Source organism: Rheinheimera sp. 1928-s (assembly GCF_029269265.1).
GTDB lineage: Bacteria > Pseudomonadota > Gammaproteobacteria > Enterobacterales > Alteromonadaceae > Pararheinheimera.
In genome coordinates this window covers 25,558-48,466 of sequence record NZ_JARIXP010000001.1, presented here as the reverse complement: position 1 = coordinate 48,466, position 22,909 = coordinate 25,558, and the positions used below count along the sequence as shown (strand labels likewise).

15 protein-coding genes are annotated in these 22,909 nt (G+C 46.7%); 6 read left to right on the top strand and 9 right to left on the bottom strand.

The genetic code is table 11. The features are described 5' to 3' along the window. Positions 1-96 precede the first annotated feature (96 nt). From P3C17_RS00160 to P3C17_RS00140, 5 genes are all read right to left on the bottom strand, one after another. The gene (locus P3C17_RS00160; protein WP_300927556.1) at positions 97-3,651 is read right to left on the bottom strand and encodes a M1 family aminopeptidase; all 3,555 of its coding nucleotides are present in this window, start codon (positions 3,649-3,651) and stop codon (positions 97-99) included. Between the two features lie 8 nt (positions 3,652-3,659). Beyond that, on the bottom strand, positions 3,660-4,544 hold the full coding sequence (locus P3C17_RS00155; protein ID WP_300927555.1) for an ABC transporter ATP-binding protein: 885 nt from the start codon (positions 4,542-4,544) through the stop codon (positions 3,660-3,662). A 161-nt stretch (positions 4,545-4,705) separates the two neighbouring features. Continuing rightward, positions 4,706-5,407 (bottom strand): DNA-3-methyladenine glycosylase I, encoded by a 702-nt coding sequence (locus tag P3C17_RS00150; RefSeq protein ID WP_300927554.1) that lies wholly within the window; start codon positions 5,405-5,407, stop codon positions 4,706-4,708. A 126-nt stretch (positions 5,408-5,533) separates the two neighbouring features. Further along, positions 5,534-7,555, bottom strand: coding sequence for an oligopeptidase A (gene prlC / locus P3C17_RS00145; RefSeq protein ID WP_300927553.1), 2,022 nt, complete (start codon positions 7,553-7,555; stop codon positions 5,534-5,536). 206 nt (positions 7,556-7,761) lie between these two features. After that, the gene (locus tag P3C17_RS00140) at positions 7,762-13,017 is read right to left on the bottom strand and encodes a S8 family serine peptidase (protein ID WP_300927552.1); all 5,256 of its coding nucleotides are present in this window, start codon (positions 13,015-13,017) and stop codon (positions 7,762-7,764) included. A 192-nt stretch (positions 13,018-13,209) separates the two neighbouring features. Between P3C17_RS00140 and P3C17_RS00135 the strand changes: the two genes are divergently transcribed. From P3C17_RS00135 to gorA, 5 genes are all read left to right on the top strand, one after another. Beyond that, positions 13,210-14,049, top strand: a complete 840-nt coding sequence (locus tag P3C17_RS00135; protein WP_300927551.1) for a MipA/OmpV family protein — start codon at positions 13,210-13,212, stop codon at positions 14,047-14,049. A gap of 20 nt (positions 14,050-14,069) precedes the next feature. Beyond that, complete coding sequence (locus tag P3C17_RS00130) at positions 14,070-14,444, top strand: DUF3019 domain-containing protein (protein ID WP_300927550.1); 375 nt, start codon at positions 14,070-14,072, stop codon at positions 14,442-14,444. After that, positions 14,444-15,145, top strand: a complete 702-nt coding sequence (locus tag P3C17_RS00125; protein WP_300927549.1) for a response regulator transcription factor — start codon at positions 14,444-14,446, stop codon at positions 15,143-15,145. The genes P3C17_RS00130 and P3C17_RS00125 overlap by 1 nt, the downstream gene beginning before the upstream one ends. Further along, positions 15,142-16,338 carry a HAMP domain-containing sensor histidine kinase gene (locus P3C17_RS00120; protein ID WP_300927548.1) on the top strand — a complete coding sequence of 399 codons (1,197 nt, stop codon included), beginning with the start codon at positions 15,142-15,144 and terminating at the stop codon, positions 16,336-16,338. Before P3C17_RS00125 ends, P3C17_RS00120 begins: the two co-directional genes overlap by 4 nt. Positions 16,339-16,417: 79 nt before the next feature. Continuing rightward, entirely contained in the window at positions 16,418-17,770 is a 1,353-nt protein-coding gene (gene gorA / locus P3C17_RS00115) for a glutathione-disulfide reductase (protein ID WP_300927547.1), read from the top strand. A gap of 130 nt (positions 17,771-17,900) precedes the next feature. Here gorA and P3C17_RS00110 read toward each other — a convergent pair whose 3' ends face one another. The 3 genes from P3C17_RS00110 to P3C17_RS00100 all read right to left on the bottom strand — a co-directional run bounded on the left by P3C17_RS00110 (position 17,901) and on the right by P3C17_RS00100 (position 21,847). Continuing rightward, positions 17,901-19,061: a nuclear transport factor 2 family protein gene (locus P3C17_RS00110; RefSeq protein ID WP_300927546.1), complete on the bottom strand. Its 1,161-nt coding sequence runs from the start codon at positions 19,059-19,061 to the stop codon at positions 17,901-17,903. 86 nt (positions 19,062-19,147) lie between these two features. Further along, the gene (locus tag P3C17_RS00105; protein ID WP_300927545.1) at positions 19,148-20,320 is read right to left on the bottom strand and encodes a helix-turn-helix domain-containing protein; all 1,173 of its coding nucleotides are present in this window, start codon (positions 20,318-20,320) and stop codon (positions 19,148-19,150) included. A gap of 102 nt (positions 20,321-20,422) precedes the next feature. Continuing rightward, complete coding sequence (locus P3C17_RS00100; protein WP_300927544.1) at positions 20,423-21,847, bottom strand: mannose-1-phosphate guanylyltransferase/mannose-6-phosphate isomerase; 1,425 nt, start codon at positions 21,845-21,847, stop codon at positions 20,423-20,425. Between the two features lie 121 nt (positions 21,848-21,968). On the opposite strand from P3C17_RS00100, the gene P3C17_RS00095 reads away from it, so the two are divergent. Continuing rightward, entirely contained in the window at positions 21,969-22,634 is a 666-nt protein-coding gene (locus P3C17_RS00095; protein WP_300927543.1) for a transporter substrate-binding domain-containing protein, read from the top strand. On the opposite strand, the gene P3C17_RS00090 is transcribed toward P3C17_RS00095, so the two are convergent. Beyond that, positions 22,625-22,849: a hypothetical protein gene (locus P3C17_RS00090; RefSeq protein ID WP_300927542.1), complete on the bottom strand. Its 225-nt coding sequence runs from the start codon at positions 22,847-22,849 to the stop codon at positions 22,625-22,627. The two genes, P3C17_RS00095 and P3C17_RS00090, sit on opposite strands and share 10 nt — an antisense overlap. Between the last annotated feature and the right edge of the window lie 60 nt (positions 22,850-22,909).

Here is a 22,909-nt window from a genome sequence, read left to right as displayed (position 1 = left end):
AAAACTATAGCTAGTGTAACCGCCCTCACCCTGTTTAAAAAAGGGGTCAGCTGACATTGTTAACTGTTAACAATGTCAGCTGACCCCAATTTATGCTTACAACTTGCGGATGTTATCTGCGCCGTCGCGGTCGATCAGGCGAACAAAAGGATCCACACCTACATACAGCGGTTTCTTGTCCAGCACCAGCTCAATGCTGTTTTCTCCTGTCACCAACTGATGCTTCTTCAGATAAATCACGCCACTTTCACCCGTGGTTTGATCCGGGTCGACACTGAATACACCAATATCTATTTGCTCAGCCAGCGCTTGGGTTGTTTCAACCCCTTTGTCATCAGCCACTAACTTGTCGGCATGCAGAATCAAATTCAGCTGGAACTTGCCATCGGCCAGTTCAGTGACTTTGGCGTCTTTCACCCGTAAATCATATAAGGTGATGTTATTAAACAAGTCGTCAATAAAAGCCTTTTCTTCCGCCGCTGTGTTTTGGCTTAAGTAGCTGACCAAATCCAAAGTGGTTGGGAAAGGGTCGTTACGGTAACGGTAACGTTCGTTAAACGCCTTTAAGTTGGCATTTAAGCGCTCTTCACCTAAACGGTCTTTAATCGCCATCATCACCACTGAACCTTTTTGGTAATGAATATAACCCTGGCCTTCTGAACGTAATAAGGGCTGTTCACCTAAACGCTCAGTAGAGCGGCCCTGTAAATAGCGGTCTAACTCAATTTTCAGGAATTTACGGATCTTGTCGGCACCGTATTTTTTCTCCATCACCATCAAAGCTGAATACTGCGACAAACTTTCCGAAATCACCGCACTACCCTGTACATCAGCGGCACCCACCTGATGGCCCCACCATTGGTGCGCCACTTCATGAGCCGTAACGTAATACACAGGATCGATATTTTCCGGATCACGCAGGTCGGTAATAAAGCCGATTTGCTCAGAGTAAGGCACTGTATTGGCAAAACTCTGGGCAAAACTACGATAACCAGGGAACTCGATAATACGCAGCTGCTTGTGCTGGTAAGGACCAAAAGCAGCGGTGAAGTAGTCTATCGAATCTTTCACTGACTCCACCATACGCTCCACGTTCCACGGGTGGCCTTTGTGGTAATACACTTCAATAGCCACGCCATTGTGCTGCGCTTTTTTCACTTCATAACGGCCAGAACTGATGGAGTAGAAATTCACCATAGGCTGGTCCATTTTGTAACTGAAGTAATTACGGCCATCCTGTTGCCATTGTTTTTGCAGATAACCAGGGGTTAAAGCCACTTGATCTGCTTCAGTCGATACTGTTGCTTCAAACTGAATAAAATCACCGTCAGCGCCAAAGAAGTTCTGCGTATAAAACTTAGAATCTTCCAGCTTATTGGCGCGTTCGTTTGGCTCTAAATCACGTTTTAAGCGCTCGTGCCTGTCTTGCAGCTCGTAACCTTCCTGATAACCAAAAGTTGGCAATAATTCTCTGTTGTTGATAAAAGTACCGTTTTCAACCACAGACGAATCAAAACCTGTTTCGCGCAGCCCTTTGGATTCACGGGTCAGTTCAATAACACCTGCAACGATGGCGCCAGGAGCGACCGGAGTGCTGAAAGTTAACCATGAAGTACGGAATTTGGCGTCCCGTTCACCCAGGCTGGCACCTTCAATAGTCACAGTCATCTGCTGAGTATTTTCCGGCCAGTTCACCAATACTCTTTCGATGGGCTGTTGTGATTTGTTTTGCCACTGAATTTGCATCCTGGCTACAACTTTCTGCTCTGATGGATACAGGTCAATTTGCGCATTTACAGTGGTGGTCACTAACACAGGTAAAGCCGCATACTGAACAAAGGCTTTTTCATACTCGGCCTGTAAATCCGTGGTTTCTTCAGCGGTAACGTAGTTATTCAGCACTATGGTTTGCTGATAAATAAAAGCTCCAGTGCTTATAGCAACCACTGCAGATACAGCAATTACTGCTTTTCCTGTTTTCCCTAAGTGGTAACCCAGTTTGCTCCAGCGTACTTTCAGGCTTTGCAGCGGCCCTCTGTGGTATAAACCGTAGCCCAGTACAAATAAAATGCTGCTGATAGCTCCCCAATACAACATATAAACCGAATGGGTTGTTAAGCTGGTGGCATATTGATTCAGGTCAGAAAAACCTATGGAGGGTGAAGAGCTGAAGTTATATAAACTGTGACCTAAACCCCAGGATGCCATCACCATGGTGCTTAAGAAATAGCCAACAAAAAGCCCCATACCGACAAATTTATTCGGGCTTAACACCTGCAGGAAAAACGCCAGCACAGCACTCATGATAAAAGGCAGCAGGAAGAAAAAGCCTAAACGGATCAGGTACTGCACCAGCTCAAAGTTTTCAATGCCTTTAATCAACTGGTAACTGATAGTGGTTAAAATACCGATCACAATCAAAGTCGCCATCACCAGCGCCATAGCCAGTAACTTGGCGGTCCAGAAAGTCAAATTCGGCACTGGCATAGTATCGATAATATCGCCCATACCACAATTGCGTTCACGCCACACCACTTCAGCACTGTAATAGACAATAACAATAATCATCAACAAGCTGACAGAGCCAATAACATGACCCACCATGGTCTGAGTCAGAGGCCAGTTTGAGGTGCCATACCAGCCAAAGTCAGCAAAAAGCGGACCTATCAACTGAGCTACTGTAATTAAACCCAGAATAATAAAAGGAGCTGTAAATAAAACCTGCTTTACTTCAAACCTTAACCGAACCCAAAAGGCGGGTAAAAGCGCCGTTGCAGAGGATTTTTTTTGCAAGGTTTCCAGTGACAGTTCAGGCTGTTTCAGTTCAGCTTTTTTAGATTTTTTTCTATCTTTCCTATCCAGTGAAGGCAATTTAAATAAACCGGAAAACGCCAGTAAGACGACAGCGACACCCAGCCATAACAAGCGGTTTTGCAGTAATACGCCTTCAAAACCAATCAGCAGCGTATTTTTCTCCTGAATAGTCCAATAACGGGTGACATCTAAAAAGGTACGTAAACCAAAAGGATCTAACAAGGCAGCCCAAACCCGGTACTCAGGTAAACGCGCCACTGAACCAGAGACTATATAAAGCACCAGCAATACTACAGCAATCAGATACAACGCCATCATGGAGCGGAAACGTGCTGCTATGGCATAAAATAATGCAGAGATGATAAAGAAGCTCGGAATAGACAACACCAGATAGTTATAAGCATAAGCCCACAAATCGGTAGGACCAAACCGGCTGGCATCAACCCATGGCATAAAACTGGCGAGTAACATACCCAAAGGCACAGCGATATAGACCAATAACACCACCAGATAGCTGCCAAAAAAACGGCCAAACTGGTAAGCAAAAGGCGATACTGGTTTGCTGTAGATCAGCTCTTCCATCTGGTGCTGCTGATTGCGCACAGCGCTGCTACCAACAAAGTTCACCACCAGAAACATGGCAAATAAGCTTAAAGTCAGCAAAGTCTGGCCAATAGCAAAAGGGCTATTTTTAAACACCTCGCCGCCACCGCCTATAGTGACATTGTCTGAAGCAACAGATAAAAAGCTGACTAAAAACAGCAATAAACTGACGACATAAAAAGATGGCTGGCTCAGATAATAGCGCAGCTCAAAGCGGGTCATTAAACCAAACATAACCTCTCCTAAGCCGCAGCTTGTGCTGAGCGATGATTGGATAAACAGGAGAAGTACACATCTTCCAGGCCAGCAGCTGTCGCAACAAAACCTTCAGGCGCTTGCTCTGCAAATACATTCAGCACAGTACGACCCGCAAATAAACGCTTGGAGATCACAGGCAATACTTTTTCCAGTTCTGCCGCTTCCTGTTGTGATACTGTTTTAGTCCAGATTTGACCGCCCACCTGCTGAATCAAATCCAGAGGGTTACCTTGCAATAAAATCTGCCCACCGGCCAATACCGCCATAGCAGGGCAAAGCTCTGCCACGTCATCGACGATGTGAGTGGATAAAATAATGACTTTTTCTTCACCCAAACTGACCAACAGGTTATGAAATCTGTTGCGCTCTTCCGGATCCAAACCTGCAGTGGGTTCATCGACAATCAACAAATCCGGGTTACCCAACAAAGCCTGAGCTATGCCAAAACGCTGGCGCATACCGCCGGAGAAACCGCTGACGGCTTTGTCTTTATGCTGAAACAAGTTGGTATGAGCTAATAAGCCTTCGACCAGTTCTTTACGCTCTTTTTTCTGCGTAAAACCTTTGAGCACAGCCAGATGATCCAATAAATCAAAAGCGCTGATACGTGGATAGACACTAAAATCCTGTGGCAGATAACCCAGCGTTTTGCGAAGCGCCTGCGGGTCTTTTAATACATCTATGCCATTAAAGACTATGCTGCCACTGTCGGGCTGCTGCAAAGTAGCAATGGTGCGCATTAACGAAGATTTACCAGCGCCATTAGGACCTAACAGGCCAAACATACCTTTGCTTATGGATAAATTGACGTTATTCAGCGCTTTAACGCCATTGTCGTAGGTTTTGGTCAGGCCTTTAATTTCCAGCATGGGATATCTCCTTGTTATGGTGTTGAATACACTAAGTTAACACGGAGGATGAGGAGCAGAAAGTAAACAGCGGCTTACAATTAAAGCTAAGTTGTAACAAGTTATTAAAAAGGGGGCAGATCACATTTGTTACGCATAACTAATGTGATCTGACCCCAATTTTAGTTTTTCATACCTACATAGTTATCACCGCAGCTAAAAGCCACCACTTTGCTGATTTCCTGCAGGCTTAAGCCAGACTCTTGCTGCCACAAATTAAATTGCTGCTGAATGGCTTTTTGGTTTTTCTGACTGCTTAGGCCGCCTTCTACCACACCAAGGTTACGCAGATAAGCCTCTAAATCCTGACTGAGAATAAAAGTATCTTTACCCAGCACACGTAAGGCATAAGCGCCGGTATTACCACCTAACCTGTTGCCGTGTTTTTTCAGATAACCCCATAAGCCAATAATGTCCTCAGCAGGCCACTGGGCTAAGAAGGCACCAAAACTGCCATACTTGTCAGCCACCTGCTGGATCATCAAGGCGTTATCGCGTATCGCAAAAACTTTAGTCGCGTTACGGATAATACGGGGATCTGTAGCTTTGGCCGCTAACATTTCATCACTCATCAGCAGCATTTTTTCAGGTTCAAAGCCAAAAAATATTTCTTCAAAACCCGGCCACTTTTTCTCCACCACAGACCAGACAAAACCCGATTGGAAGATTTTTTTACTGAACTCACTTAAACATTCAGCATCTGTCAGCTGTTGTAACTGAGCAGCTGTGCGGGGTTTTGATAACAAAGCCTGCAATGCAGCCTTGCCACCTTTGCGCTCGACTGCTCTGTGGTAGATCAGTTCAAATTTTTCAACAAAAGCCATCAAGGCCTCTCCTATTCATATTCCAGAGTAATTGGAGTTCATGTAGGGGCGTGGGCTTGCCCCCGCCCGCATCCTGCCTGAGCGAGGAACCTGATCAACAAAGCTGCAGCTTCAAGTACAAAGGAACTAAGCTGCAATGCCCATATGGCGTAATAAGGCCGCATTAGATGGCTCGCGACCACGGAAGGCTTTGAACAATTCCATAGGTTCTGCACTACCACCTTTTTCTAAAATGCAGTGCAGGAAATCCTGACCCACAGCAGCATTAAAAATACCTTCTTCTTCAAAGCGGCCAAAAGCATCGGCCGACAACACTTCAGCCCATAAGTAACTGTAATAGCCAGCACCATAACCACCGGCAAAAATATGGCTAAAGCCATGCTGGAAGCGGTTAAAGCGTGGCGGCAGTATCACAGACACCTGCTGGCGTACATCATCCAGAATGTGCTGCACACGACCGCCCAAAGCCGGGTCGTACTCGGCATGTAAACGGAAGTCAAACAAAGCAAATTCCAGCTGACGCACTAAAAACAAGGCCGACTGGAAGTTTTTCGCTGCCAACATTTTATCCAGCATATCTTGTGGTAAAGCTTCACCTGTCTGGTAATGACCTGAAATTAACGCCAAAGCTTCTGGCTGCCAGCACCAGTTTTCTAAAAACTGGCTGGGTAATTCGACGGCATCCCAAGCCACACCACTGATACCAGCTACTGCAGAGGCATCCACTTGCGTCAGCATATGGTGTAAACCATGGCCAAACTCATGGAACAAAGTGACTACTTCGTCATGAGTAAATAACGCAGGTTTACCACCTACAGGTTTATTAAAGTTACAGGTTAAGTAGGCCACAGGGTGCTGCAGGCTGCCATCGGCTTTCCAGCGTCGGCCCTGACAATCGTCCATCCAGGCACCACCTCGCTTTTTCGCACGAGCATATAGATCCAAGTAAAAACTGCCACGCAGCTCACCTTTGGCATCAAAAATATCGTAGAAGCTCACATCCGGATGCCAGACATCGACACCTTCACGTTTTTGTACGCTGATGCCAAACAATTTGCCTAACACGCTGAATAAACCCGGTACCACTTTACTTTCCGGGAAATAAGGCCGCAAAGCTTCGTCAGAAATGGAGTATTTGGCTTGTTTTAACTTCTCTGAGTAATAAGTGACATCCCAGGCGTTTAACTCATCGACGTCAAACTCTGCTTTAACAAAAGCTTTGAGTTCAGCCAAATCCTGCAAAGCCTGAGGTTTAGCGCGACGGGCTAAATCTGCTAAAAACTCCAGTACCTGCGCCGGGCTTTCAGCCATTTTGGTGGCCAGTGATTCTTCTGCCGCATTATCAAAATCCAGCAGTTGAGCCAACTCGTGACGCAAAGCTAAGGTTTCTTCAATAATGGCGGTGTTATCAAACAGACCAGCAGTTGGGCCTTGATCGGATGCACGGGTGCAATAGGCCTGATATAACTCAGCGCGTAAATCGCGATTATCGGCATAAGTCAGAATGGCGATATAACTTGGGAATTCCAGCGTAAAAATCCAGCCGGATAATTCTTTTTGTGCAGCAGCTTCGGCCGCTGCTAATTTGGCATCTTCAGGCAAACCAGACAGCAGGCTTTCATCTTCAATATGTTTAAACCAGGCCTGAGTAGCATCCAGGGTATTGTTGGAAAAACTGGAAGCTAAATCGGAAGCACGGCTTTGAATTTCACCGTAGCGCTGTTTTTTCTCATCCGATAAACCAATACCGGACAACTTAAAATCACGTAAGGCGTTTTGAATCACTTTTTGCTGCGCTGTCGTTAAAGTGGCGTATTCAGCACTGTGCGACAGCTTTAAGTAAGCCTGATACAAGCCTTCATGCTGCCCTACATAAGTGCTGAAATCCGACAACAACGGCAGACAGCTTTCGTAAGCTTCACGTAGTTCAGGGCTGTTTTTTACTGAATTTAAATGCGACACAGGCGACCAGAATTTGCCGAGTTCATCGCTGTTTTCTTCCAGTGCCACAATCAGCGACTGCCAGCTTGGGTTTGGCTCTTTCACCACAGCTTCGATATCTGCAGTACAAGCGGCGATCAGCTGTTCTACACGGGCTTTGATTTGGTTGGGTTCAATTTGACTAAATACAGGTAAGGCTTGGGTCATGATGTATCTCTGTGAACTCTTTATAAAAGCAGTATTGGGGCTTTTACCACATTCTCAAGCGAAGAATAAAGTTAGTGGAAAATTTTTGCGTGATGGCATCAGTTTCCGATAGGACTGATAAAAAAACAGAGCGCTGATGCGCCCTGCTTGTCAGGAGTAAATTGGTGGCCCTTCCATGGCCACACCAATTTAACTACCAGTACTTGTTATGCCGCTTTACGACGAAATAAGCGTCCGGCCATAGCGACCAACATCAACAGACCCCAACCACCAAAGGAACCTGATGATTTAGGCTTGACCTCAGTTATGACCTGATTGTTTTGTACTGTCACAGTCACTTCAGCTGCGCTGCTCAGCTCACCATCAGACACTGTCACTTCAAAGCTGTAGCTGCCGGCCGGAACACTGTTCAGCGTCAGTTTGGCACCATCAGCAGTAGTGTTTAACGCACTGCCTGAGCTTTGTTGCCAACTGAAACTTAACGTATCACCGTCAACGTCTGTACTGCCGGAAGCGTCCAACACAATGTTGCTGCCAGCATTACCAGTGACGCTGCTACTGGTTACTTTCGCCACAGGAGCATCGTTGATTGGTGTGACCGTTAATTCAAAGCTGGTACTGGCTTTGTCATTTGGTTGTTCCACATCAGCCACTGTCACAGTCACAGTGGTTGTACCGCTAAAGTCGGCATCAGGTTTGATATTAATGGTTGAACCTGCAGTGTGGCCATCCACTGTGGCCGTGAAATTCTCACCACTGACGGTGATGGTATTTACACTGTTGTTTTCATCAGCATAAACCACTTGCAAGCCTGTCAATTCAGTGTCTTCCATTATGCTGATAGCACCTATCTCACCAACGGTCAGGTTACCAGGTACAGCGATTTCATGACTCATACTGATATCTTGCATACCTGCAACCTGACTGGTCGCTGTCACCTTCATTGAGCTGCCGATAGCTGCCTGAGCGACAGTGGCATTGACCGTCACCTGGAACTGAGAAGACTCAGGGCCAACATAGTTGTAACACAGCACTTTACCCACATTGAGTTTGCTATCTAAGTCTTCATAAGCGTATTGAACGCCCAGATGACCTTCTAATGGGCCATAGACAGACAGCTGACCACGATAGCCCTGCAGACCCACAGCGCCACGACCGTCACCGGCAAAATCCAGTTGGTTGTAGGCCATGTAAAGCTCATACTCACCTTTACCAAAACGGGTTTTGTTGTTAAAAATCACCTGGAATTCAAAGCGATCATCGCTTTCACCCCAAATCGATTGCCAGTTTTCGTCCATACCTAAGTAAGGCATAGTCCGCATGCCATCCCACTCCACAATACCCCAGCCAGTTTGAGTACTGGCAATAGTCATACCAGTGTCCCAGCTTAAAGGTGTTGCTGCTGTATCCAGAATAAATGGATACCCACCCCAACCACGCCACAATGCACCTATAGTCTCATGTGGGAAGCTGTTATAAGGGAATGGATAATGCGCAGGGTAGTAAATTGGGTCGCCGGAGAAGGCAATCAGACCGTTGCCACGCACTGACATCCAGCGTGAATTGGCATACTCGTTGTTGTATAAACCAAAACTGCCGCCATCGCCAAACATCAAGCTGTATGGCACTAAAGTACCTTCCCGGAGCAGAGATGGGTCGTCACCAAAGATAGGATAAGCACCAAAGTCACTCAAATTAACATAGCGGTCGTTATTCTGACCAAAATCAGGCACACGACACATTTCATCTTCATCGCTGGTGGTGACTTTATACTCAGGTTTGACGTCTTTGGTATCAGGCTGAGTCCCTTTGACGGTCAACACGCCGTTTTCCAGTGTGGTCTCAGTGACTATAGTATCGTCACTGGCCAGCACGTTTTCGGCACTTAACTCTAAACCAGCCGGAATAACCGCAGTTAAAGTAAAGTCCCTGTCCGCGCCACTTTGATTAGGTAAGGCATTGAACTGTAACGTGACAGGCTGACCGACACGAGCCGAAGTTTTATCCGCTTTAAGTGTCACATCGTCATCACCCCGACTCAGTTTCACTGGCACAAAACCTATATTCCCGGCATTGGCAGCTGAAGACCCTATATCAAAACCTGTGTAGTAGACATCCCCTGTAACCATCTCAGGTTTATTCCAGCTGATCTGTACATCGACAGGTTCTTTGCCATCCGTTTGAACTGGCATAGAGACACTGACATCTGTGGCTTGATCTCCACCAACGACCGCATAAGTGTATTCAAAGGTATCAGTGCCTGGTGTCATCCAGTCATTGGCATTGTACAAAATAGCGAAGTACTTACCTGCTTCTGGTTCATTGATATTACAGAAGTTGTTATAAACCACATGCCATGAAACGCAGAGCATTTCGGTGTCTAAATCCATCACCCCATCGTTGTTGAAGTCTTTACCCAGATAGACAATCACATTGCCGAAGTTATGTGCGTCTTTATTGCTGGAGTGGGTTCTTTGCAGATTTTCAACAATCAGTCGCTTGCTGTTGGCTGGCACATCAATCCAGAAACTATGGGCTGCCTCATCCAGACGATTTTCAGGCAAATCGCCGTCCTGCAGTGGCCATGGGAAGGTGAAATCATCATCTTTTGCTAAGGTAACGCTATGACGTTCCGCTTTGACCGGCTGATAAGTGCGGGTTACAGCTTGTGTCATGGCTGGTACCGGCACCTGTTTAGCAACATAACTGCTTTCATTTCTGTGGGCAATGACAGACAAACGTTCAGGCAGGCCAGCGTTGTCGTATTTGAAGACCACTGGCAAACGCATGTCAGGCGCATTGTTATTGTCTTCTTTAAACATCAGATGAGACTGCAACTCGACTTCTGAATTTCCCAACACATCTTGAGAATTCATAATAGAAGCCCGCACCATCACAGTTTGAGTTTCACCTGCTTTTAAGCTGAATTTATTCGGCACAATTTCCAGCTTAGCGCCCTGTTGTACATAACGTTCCTGATAAGACGGAGACCAGTTAGTAATTTCATCAGCAGAAACTGTCCAGCTACCATCTTTAGTGGCGGTAAAAGTACGGACCCAGCTACAGGTCGGTTTGCAGCTGAAGTTCACCATTTGTGGCAAGTTCAGTTTGTGTACCAGTCCACCATTGGCTGGGTTTGCCTCCAACATATTGTTATAACTTTCATCCATCAGCAGGCCCGCATCTATGGCCGCGGCCACATTAATGCGGCCAGTACCGGCACGATAAATTTCGGCTTTAATATCTTGCTCCCACTCTGTACCAGCATTAACTGCATAAGTCACTACAGGTTCGGCTGTTAACTGCAAAGCTGATTGCTTTTGCGCCACTGTCCAGTCTGGATGCGCCTGGGTTAACAAAGCCAAAGCGCCGGCAACATGAGGAGACGCCATAGAAGTGCCGCTGTACACACCAAACTCACCCGTCACTGGGCTTAACCCCAAACGCTCAGCAAAAGGACTTTCGTCGTTAATGGCGGCATAGATATCCACACCAGGCGCAGTCACCGAAGGCACTAAATGTTCAGGGTTAGCAATACCAGGGCCGCGAGACGAAAAATCAGCCAGTTTGTCGGCTTCAGCATCGTTTTGTCGACGGTCGATTTCTGTCACTGTCAGGGTCAACTGGTGGCCAGTGCTGCTTTGTGAGCTTAACCAAGGTTGAAGTTGATTCCACCACTGACCATAAGACAGATGAATTCCAGGCACAGCGTAACTATCGGTGTAAGCGATAGTCGCATCAGCCCCCCAATCTGTGGCGTTATAAAGAATAAAACCTTCAGCACCACCTGCTGCAACATGAGCAGATTTCTCCACCCTGCCATTTTCGCCACGCATACAAGCAACGATAATATTGGCTGGATTACCTTCGGCATCCAGGTAAGGTTCGCCATCTGCATTGGTTAAATTATCAAAAGTGCCAGCAGCAAAAGGTTCTGTGCACAGCTCATTACCAAAATTAGCGGCCTGCACCACTACACCTGTCAGAGCCTGTTCATTGATACCACCACCAGCTATAGCTTCTTGCGGCAGACTGTCACCACCGGTAAAGCCCTGCGCTTTGGTGTCCACCACAATACTGCGGCCAGTGGTCGAAGCGGCAACGTTTAATAACCAAGGGGAGACGTGGTCAATGTAAGTTCCAATTTCCTGACCATCATTGCTACCCGCATTACCTGCTGAAGCCGCAACGGCTATACCGGCCTGATGTGCACCTAAAAAGGCCAGCTCAATGGCGTCTTCCCAAGGTGAAGTAACGTTCATCACATTACCAATAGAAAAGTTAATCGCGTCCACACCATCAATTACGGCGTCTTCAATAGCAGCGACTAAGGCCTCACCCGGGCAACCTTCTAACGGGTAACAGACCTGATAAGAAATGATATTGGCATGAGGTGCCACACCTGAGATCTCAGGGAATAAATCTTCTTTGATCACTTTACCTTCGCTGGCAGGGCTGAGTTCAGCGACTGAATAATCGACGTCTCTCAGCACGTTACCAGCGGCTGTAGATGCCGTATGTGAACCATGACCTGAAACGTCTTCACCCACTGCAGGGTACAAACCATCGTACGTGTCGGTAATCACAGAGTAGCTGCGAATACCAATCAGTTTGTCGTTACATCTGCTCTCGAACTCTTCAAGCGCACAGTCTCCTACATAGTTACCAGCGCCCAATGGGTTAACATGGTTGTAGCCATCGCCACCTATGTCGGCAAACGAAGGGTGATCACTGTTTACACCAGTATCAATAATACCAACAATGGTACCTTCACCTTTCAGTGGTAAATCTACACTGGTTTGCCCAGTCCAGACTTTGTCAGCACTGATACGTTGCGGGCCTTCATCGGTATGCAGCTGATACATTTTTGAGCGCTGTACACTGACCACGCCGGGCAAAGCAGCGACTTGTTCGGCTTCGTCCTGCGTCAGACTTAAACTAAAGCCGTTGATAGCATTCACAAATTGCATACGGGCTTTTTTAGCACCAAGCAACTGACTGATATCTTTTAATGCAACTTGCTGCTGATCCAGTAAAAACTCCCGATAGTCTTTCACCGCAGCAGTAGCGGGCTGACCTTTCGCGAATAAACGCTGTGCTGTATCCGCTTTTTCCAGCTTGGTAGCGGCAAGTCCGGCAATACTGCCGTTGTATTGGCTTACTGCACTGTGTCGTAACCTGACGATGTAGACTTGCTCTCCTTTGAGACCATCTTCGCGCACAAAGTTAACTTTTTTTGGCTGCAACGCAAGGTTTAAACCGTCATTCACAAATCTGTTGTTTTTGATGCTTCTGCTATTTTGCTGTTTTTTGATTTGTTCGGCTGAAATAGCGACGGGTTTTAGGGTATTTGCATCCGTCTTACTTGCTGAGGATGCGGGCAAATGACTGGTTGCAGCATGGGCAATTGCAATACCACCAAAGGCGGCTGCAACGGCATAAGCTATGGATTTTAACTTCACTGGACTCTCCAACTTGTGATTATTATCGACGCGACTGGTTATTTTTCCGTCGCTGAATTTATCTAATCATTCAAGTTGTCCTATGCGCGAAGCATTTCATGTATCAGTTTGTATCATTGTCATAAAACTGCAGATTTCAGTATTCAGTCTTGCTAAAGTAAGAGCCGCAGGTTGTTAACCCTTTGGATTTTGATGAAACTCTTTTTGACTTTTGTTTTAGTCATGGCGCTATACAGCAGTAAGTTACTGGCAGACACCACACAAACTGAAGCGGGTGAATGGAACTTTGCTTTATCTGTTGGTGCGGGAAAAGTGACGACCCCCCTGTCAAACCGCGACGATTTACAGGGCTCAGTTTTGCCTGCTGTTAGCTATTATGGTGAACGTTTTTTTATCGAAAACAGTTTCATTGGCTATACCTTATTTGAAGAACAACACTGGTATCTGGATCTGACCGGCTCACTCAATGACGATGGTTTTTTCTTTGAGCTCGATGGTATCAACCAGTTTGGCTGGTGGGATGCTTTGGGCATGGATGGCGGCTATCAGTCTGGTGATGGTTCAGACCCTGAGCAACAACCCACTTATCAGGATATTGAACGCCATTTATCTTATATGGCAGGCTTAAGTATGACCTGGCTAACTGATATAGCCGAGATCAGGTTGTCCTCACTGACAGATATTAGTGGTGTGCATCATGGACAAGAGCAGCATCTGAGTTTTCGCAAGAGTTACAACTGGCAACAATGGCAATTCCGCTGGCATTTTGGCGCTCTCTACAAAAGCAAAAAAATCACCAACTATTATTACAACCTTCGGCTGCACGAACTCGGAAATAACCCTAGCTGGTTCGAGTTATCAGGCGGATTGAACTACTTTTATGGTCTGACACTGAGCTACCAATTGGATCCACAATGGGCAGTACAGGCGTTTTGGCAAAAGAATCAGTTGGATCGGGATTTATTACGTAGTCCTTTGCTGCGATCTGACCACTATTACAGCAGGTTTATCGGAGTGAGATACAGCTTCTGATGATGGTTAGGTGCAGTGCTGTGATTCAGCTGTTCAGTGTGGTTCTTGTTTGTGTTGCAGAAGCAGCACCAGCCGAACTGCAACTGAAATTAATACCTCAGACCTGCGTTGTGACTGAACAGCAACCTCAATGTCAGATCAAAGCCAGACTGCTGGTGACAGGTGGAGAGCATCAATTAGTGTGTTTGCATCAGGATACAACTCAGCTCAGTTGCCAATGGCACCTTCCCACTCAAACCACAGCTTTTATCCTTGACGTTCATACAGGCCGCAATTTGCCACTATGGCTGAAAACCCCACAAGGAGAAGTGATAGCCAGCACCACATTACAGCTGGTGCAGTTTCAGGGTGCACACAAAAGACACAAACGTGGTTATCTGTGGAATATGCTCTGATGCATCAGCATAGCCGGATTTTATTGATTGAAGATGACCCTGGCCTGGCTTTGGGGATTTGCGAATACCTGCGTGCTCAGCAGATCCAAATCTCTCATGTGGCTGATGCCAGCAGCACATTAACTGACACAGGCGATTATGATCTAATACTCTGTGACATTATGCTGCCTGATGGTAACGGCCTGAACTTGCTGCCGCAGTTGCAGCAACGCTGGTCTTGCCCTGTGTTATTTCTGACTGCCTTGAGTAGTGCAGAAGATCAAATTTGTGGCCTGGAAGCTGGCGCAGCAGATTATTTGTGCAAACCTATAGACCCCAGTTTATTGCTGGCCAAGATCCGCAGTTGCCTGCGAGCCAGACAAAGCCAGCTGCAGCCTCACAGTCAGCTGGCGCTGTATGATCTGGTGATTGATTTTAGTTTGAACCGGGCTTTGCTGGCAGGAAAACCATTGCAGCTGACAGGCCTTGAATTCGATATTTTATGCTTTTTTATCGCCCGGCCAGGACAAATCATCAGCCGTGAACTGTTGTTTCAGCATTTGGTCGGCCGCGAATACGATGGCCTGGATCGGGCTATTGATGTCAGGATCAGCCGACTTCGTAAGCATTTGGAGCAATTAGATGTTCAGGGCTTATCTATAGTGACAGTGCGGGGTCAGGGCTATCTGTTTAATTATTTACCTGCCGGACAACAGGAATGAAAAAGCAGTTTGTGCGCTTTTATCTGTTGTTGCTGTTGTCCTGCGCAGCTTTGTTGTGGGCACTTGGCAGTATTGTTCAGTTAACCCAACAAGAACACTGGAACTATCAGCTGGATGCTGAATCACTGTTTAAGCTACAGCAACAAGGCCAGATCATTCAGCAGGTCCCTGCATCCAGCTTGTATTTCCCGCCTGAACTCAGCGCACTGCTGCGGCAACAGCAAATTGTCGCGGTAGATTTACCTGATGGCCAAAGCTTGTATTACCGGCAAAGCCTGCAACCTACTATGCTGGATCAGTTGGGTCCACTACCGACACTTTCTGCAGCCAACAGTAGCTTGCCCTACTTACTCTACGGCGCTCTGGCGCTGCTGTTTTTAGCTTTGTTATGGCCGGTATTTCGGGATATCAGACGCCTGACCTTATTAACCCAACAATTTGCCGCCTCACCGGCCCCTGTCCAGAGCCAGATCCATCAGGGCTCCAGTTTGTACCCGCTGGCACAAAGCATGGAACAAATGGCCAGCCAGATCAGCCAGATGATGGCGATTAATCAAGATATGTCGCGCACCATAGCCCACGAAACCCGCACACCATTAGCACGGATGAAGTTTACTTTAAGCCTTGCTGCGCAGCAGCTGGAAAGCCGCTATCAGCAACGCCTGCTGGATGATATTGAAGAAATTGATGCGCTGGTCAGCAACTATCTGGATTTTTCCAAACTGGATTACTTTCGACATCAGAATCCATTGCCTTGTCACAAGACTGCAGACTTTATGGCAGACCTGGCTTCACGATTTGACATTTATCAGCATGCCTTTGAACTGAGCTTTCAGTCCCAGCCGACTATCGCTCATTTTCATTATTCAGCTCTGCTGTTGGCCGGACAAAATTTACTGGCAAATGCAATTCGTTATGCCAAAGGCAGTATTCAGGTCAGGTTTGAACAAACGGAATCATATTATCAACTGACAGTGACTGATGATGGCCCTGGCCTTGAAGAACATCCTGATGTATTGATGCGGCTGTTTCGTCGGGGTGGCAACAGCTCAGGTTTTGGTTTAGGTTTGTATATTGTCAATAAAGTCGCTCAGTGGCACCAGGGCGAAGTGCGGATCCACAGCACCCCCTCGCAAGGAACCTGTGTCAGCCTCCGCTGGCCATCAGTGGCTGAAATCGTCTCAGATGAGTAGCCATTCATCTATCCCCCTTGAGTTCAGCCTGCCGACCCCATATAACAACTAACTACAACAACAGCAAAAAGAGCCTGCAATGACTGAACATTTTGACTATATCGCCATAGGTGGCGGCAGCGGCGGTATTGCCAGCGCCAATAGAGCGGCCAGTCATGGCCAGAAATGCGCAATTATCGAAGCTAAATTTTTAGGTGGCACCTGCGTGAATGTAGGTTGCGTACCTAAAAAGGCGATGTGGTTTGCCGGGCAAATAGCCGATGCCATTAAATACGCGCCGGATTATGGCTTAGATGTTGAAATGCCTGCTTTAAATTGGGCCAAATTAGTAGAAAGCCGCGAAGCTTATATCTCCCGCATTCATGGCTCTTACGACAGAGTACTGGCGAAAAACGGCGTCACTGTCATTCGGGGCTTTGCCCGTTTTGTGGATAAAAACACTGTTGAAGTCGATGGCAAACGCTATAGCGCTGACCATATCACCATAGCCACTGGCGGCCGTCCTGTTCGCCCGGATTTACCAGGCGCAGAGTTTGGCATCGACAGCGATGGCTTTTTTGCCTTACAAAGCCAGCCAAAACGTGTAGCTGTAGTAGGTGCTGGTTATATAGCGGTAGAAATTGCCGGCGTGATGAAAGCCTTGGGCAGTGAAACGCATTTGTTGGTACGTAAAGATAAACCTCTGCGCAACTTCGACCCTATATTGTCTGACACCTTAGTTGAGCTAATGGCAAAAGATGGTCCTAAGTTGCACAGCCATACCGAAGTCACTTCTGTCAGTAAAAATATCGATGGCTCTTTAACTGTTCAGGTATCGACAGGCCAGAACCTGACTGTAGATTGTCTGATTTGGGCCATAGGCCGTGAACCAGCCAACGATCAACTGCAATTGGAAAAAGCCGGTGTGAAGTTAGACGATGACGGTTTCATTCCTACAGACGAGTATCAGAATACTAATGTCCCGGGCATTTATGCGGTAGGTGATAACACTGGGCGTCTGGCGTTAACTCCGGTCGCAGTAGCGGCCGGACGACGTTTGTCAGAACGGTTATTTAATAACAAACCTGACAGCAAGCTGGATTACAGCACAGTGCCGACAGTGGTGTTTTCGCACCCTCCTATTGGCACCATAGGTTTAACTGAAGACGAAGCCCGTCAGCAGTTTGGTGATGACGAGGTGAAAGTGTATCGCAGTGAATTTGCTGCTATGTACACGGCTTTAACCCAACATCGGCAGTTAACCCGAATGAAACTGGTGTGTGCTGGCCCTACCGAAAAAGTAGTAGGTTTGCATGTGATAGGTTTTGGTGCTGACGAAATGCTGCAGGGTTTTGGTGTAGCTATCAAAATGGGCGCCACCAAAGCCGACTTTGATAACTGTGTGGCTATACATCCGACGTCTGCCGAAGAGTTCGTTACCCTTAAAAACTAGCTCTGGAAAATAACACTCAGTGCTCTGATCTGCATCAGAGTACTGAGCTTAAGGCACAAGGGATGTACCCTAGTGCGCATCATTCGTATGGCGCATGATCACAGATGACGCTTATTTTACGCAAACCGTATTATTTAACACTCGCCTGTTCTGCCTGAAGTTGCTTGATAATAGCTTCAGCCACTAGTGCCGACGATTGATGGTTTTGCCCTGTAACTATACGGCCGTCGACTTCAATATAGGCTTCATCTCGTTTGCCAAAATGAAAAGTTCCATTGCGATCGAGCACAGTTTGTTTGATTAAGAACGGAAACTGCTTGAAATAGTCGGCTGACTTGATTTCGTAATCTTCCGGTGAACCGCTAATTCTTTTGCCATCAACCAGATACTTACCATCTTTTGTCTTCAGATGAACTATACCCGCTGTGCCATGACAGACAGCTGAAATGATGCCATTGTGCTCTTCATAAATATCCATCACCAATTTGGATATCTCGGCATTATCGGCCACGCCATACATGGCACTACTTCCACCAACGTAATGCACAGCACGATAATCCTTCGCCTGCAACTGTGTGGCTTTTTTGGTGTGTCCTAACGCGAACATCAAGTCACTATCGTACAAATGTTCTTTAAACAGTGGCTTTGACGTATCAATGTAAGCCAGGGGGACAGCACCGCCTTCTGGACTGACAAATTCCACTGTGTATCCGGCTTGTTTAAAGCTGTGATAAGCATTCACGATTTCCGGAAAACTGGCACCTGCCGGTATTTTAGAGTTGCCATGAAAATGCGCACTGGAAAGGATAAACAACACTCGTACGCCGTTCTGGCTTGATGCTTGTTTTGTCGCAGCTTTAGTAATGATTTGCCATTGATTGTCGATCTGTTTCAACAAAAAAACATCAATAAACCTGGCCTGCTGGCTGGGGATAAGGATCTCAACCTTGGCGGTGGCGAGATTTCCACTGACATCAATCTGCAAAATTTCACCTACACGTCCATTGAATTTTCCCTGATAGGCTGAATTAAACATTCCAAGGTAATCAGTGACCGGGACTTTGTTAAAAGCCTGGCCCTCCTTGTCTAATAACAAATCTGCAGCGGGGTGAAAGGCTTTGGCAATTTGTGGCCTGTTGCTATACGAAGTGCCTTCGATATAGTTTTTCAACACCTGCTGAATAGCGGCGACATCTGGCTGATTTTGGCTGGTTATGTCGGATGCCCAACTCTGTTGATGCATAAAAATAACCACGATAAGTGCAAATATGGGGGTAAATAAGTGACGCATTGTTGCTCCTGTTTTCAGTTGGAAAAAACCAAGAGCAACCCTACGATTGACAGACCTGAGCAGCCAGCGCGAATGATGATTCCGGATTACGGATTTATAGTTTCGGAATTATCCAAGGCTTCCGACAACAGTGCGGCCTTATATTTTGCCGGTGTCAGCTGAGTGTGTTTTTTAAATGCGGCGTAGAAAGTAGAGAGCGAGTTAAAGCCAGAACTTTCCGCCAGGTCGTCCATCTTCATCGCAGCTTCGCCAAGCAACAACGTTTTTGCATGTTCAATCCGGTAACCGTTCACAAAATCGTTAAATGACAAATGAAGATTATCATTCAGTAATTGCGAGAGTTTAGGTGTGGGCCAACCCAGCATTTTCGCTAACCTGGGCATCACCAGATTGGCATCTAAATAAACCTGCTCTGCACTCATAAACTGCTCAAGTTCAGAGATTAAAGGTTCAGCAGCTACAGCAGATATTTTTTTGTTGGCGTAGCGGCCTATCACTTTGTTTTTTTGTTGCTGGAGCTGCAGAAATACCGTTAGCGCCCCGACACAGATCAAAAAACTAAAGGTTAACGCGCCCGAAATATAAGAGGTGTAAGCGCCAAAATGATACGCACACCAAATCAGCCCGCTGCCAGACACAATACCAAGCACGATGACCAGATCAGGGTGTTGACGCCAGTTTGTTAGCTTGAGGCTGACAATTTTCGGCCATAACACGTAGACTGACAGCAGGGTGTAAGCCAGCCAGCTGTAGTTAATGATTCTATAAAATAGCCCATTCCAAAGCTGCGGATTCAAGTGATAGGGATACAATCCGCCAATAAGTATAACGATGAATAGCGGGATGATGAGATGCAGGCGATGTAGCGAAGATCGACGAAAAATCTCCATAAAATGCAGGCTATAACAATACAGCAGCGGCCCAATCAAAAAACAGGCGGACAAACCCAATTGCAGGATTTGTTTTCCTATCGCAGGGTTGAAATGGAATAACACCGATTTCAACACCCTGATACTCAACATAAAAATGACACCGGCCAGAAAACGGTTGCTCCATGCACCAGGCGGCCGAAAGAATAGAAAAGCCGCCAGCAGCAAGCCATGCAAGCCGCCCAAGCCACTCAACAAAAGTATTAGCTGATCTGAGATTGCCATGTTTATGCTTAGATTTTGAGTATTGACTATAAAGAAGACAGTCGCAGCATAACATAGCGCCACAAGATAGCAGCGCAAGATAGCGGCAAAATTTACAAATTTCACAAGGGACAGGAACTAGCGACTTTAAGCCAGTTAATAAGCCAGTTTTAACCCTATTCATTCAGCTCAAGGAATTCTCTGACCTGAATTACCTCTATCACTTGGTTATTTAACTTCTACCCTGCCATACCAATCTGAAAACCGCACTATATCGTCTTCGCCCAGATAAGTACCGGACTGCACTTCTATCAGTTCCAGTGGTATTTTCCCCGGATTTTCCAGCGAATGCACTGCACCTAAAGGCACATAAACCGACTGATTTTCTAGCAGAAAGGTTTCCACACCATCAATAGTCACCAAAGCTGTACCTGCCACTACTATCCAGTGTTCAGCTCTGTGATGATGCATTTGTACCGATAACTTTTGGCCGGGATTCACCGTAATATGTTTCACCTGATGCCGCGCGCCTTGAGCCAGTGAATCACTTTTGCCCCAGGGTCGGTATAGCTCTCGGTGACTTTGATGTTCAGTGCGGCCCAATTCGCTCAACTGCTGCACTATGGCTTTTACGTCCTGCGCCCGATCTTTGGTTGCAACCAGCACTGCATCTCTGGTTTGCACCACCAGCATATCCTGCAACCCCAAAGTAGCCACCAGCCCGGTTTCAGCCATGACATAGTTATTCTGGCTGTCCAGACTCAATACATCACCTTTATGCACATTGCCATCGCTGTTCTTTTCCGAGCTGTGCCATAAAGACGACCAACTGCCGACATCACTCCAGTGTGCATCCAAAGGCACCACCACAGCAGCATTGGTTTTTTCCATGACTGCATAATCCACAGACTCAGACGGACAAGCTAAAAATGCCTGCTGATCGACACGGATAAAATCTAAGTCCGGATTTACTTCAGCCATTGCCCGCTCACAGGCAGCATGAATATCCGGTCTGTATTGCTGTAGTTCCTTAAGGTAAACACTGGCTTTAAACAAAAACATGCCACTGTTCCAGTAATAGTCGCCGCTACTGATATAGGCCAGTGCGGTGTCCAGCTGTGGTTTTTCGACAAATTGCGTTACCTGATAAGCAGTGGCATTGTTCAGCTCTATGTTTTGCCCTCTTTTGATATAGCCGTAGCCTGTTTCTGCGGTCACAGGCACAATACCAAAAGTGACTAGCTGGTCCGCATCGGCAAACTCTGTTGCTGCTGCAACGGCTCGCTGAAAAGCCAGGTGATCACCCATCAGATGATCTGCGGCCAGTACCAGCAACAAAGGATCCTGACCTTTTTTAATAGCGGTAAATGCGGCAAGCGCGATAGCAGGAGCTGTATTGCGGCCAGCCGGTTCCAGTACAATATTGTGATGAAGCTGATTGATTTGCCTTAACTGTTCGGCGGCCACAAACCTGTGATCTTCATGGCAAATCACCAGCGCAGTTTGTGTGTTCAGACCGTGCAAACGTTTCAGTGTTGCCTGCAGCATAGTGAAATCACCATCCAGTTTTAGAAACTGTTTTGGCATCAGTTCACGCGACAAAGGCCATAATCTGCTGCCAGAACCGCCCGCCATAATCACAGGTAAAATCATCTGTTCTCCTTCGCCGTTTTATCTGTAGTGCCGGGCGCGGCCGTCAGGATGAAACTAAAAACCGCACTTTAGCTGTTTTGCTATAGTCAATACAAATCAGCTTCAGGGACTTTGCTCACTAATGCGTCTTTTTGCCTTGTGTTTCTGTTGGATCGGATTCAGTGCGGCGCTCGCCAACGAGCCAGAAATTGCTGTGGGCGCTTCCAACAATTTACCTGCCGATCACTCCAGTATTTTATTGATGGATAAAGCCTATCAGCAGTTGGGTTATCAAATGGTACTGATAGTGATGCCACTGGAACGCAGCGCCCACGAAAGTAATAAAGGGCTGATACTGGATGCTGAATTAAGCCGCACTGCCCAAGCAGCTGAAATCTTGCCAAATATGCTCAGGGTAGAGGTGCCTATAGGCCATATCCGTATTACCGCTTTCAGCCGCAATCCCCACCTAAAAATCGAGCGCTGGCAGGATTTATCAGCCTTTCGTGTTGATGTACTGCGAGGCATTTATCTGGCCAAAGTGAATATGCAGGATCAGGAGTACACCGAAGTAAATACCATTTCTCAGGCGATACAACGGCTGTTGTCCGGCCGGACTGATGTGGTTGTGGCATTAGGGGATGAAACAGAATGGCAGTTAAAACAGCAGAAAAATCATGGTATTTACACTATCGCACCTGATTTGGCCAAAACAGAAATCTTTCACTATGTGCATGAACGCCATGCGGCTTTAGTCCCTCAATTGGAAGCCGCATTGCGTCAGTTAGTTGTACCGTCTCAGTTATAAGATCGGAAACGCGCCGCATCCAGTATGGCGAATAAGTGGGCAATAGCGCCGATAATGGCAGGAATAACTAACCACCAGAGTGCATAACCCACTACTGTAATCGCAAAAAACAGTATAGCGGCCAGTAACCGGCCTTGTAACAGTTGGCCTAAACCAGGAATAAACAAACTACATAATGCGGCCAATACATTGCCGCCGGATCCTTGTCCTGACATTAATTTTTACTCCAATTCGCTTTAGCTTCAGCTTAACATAACAAAGCTATCTGGAAAGCC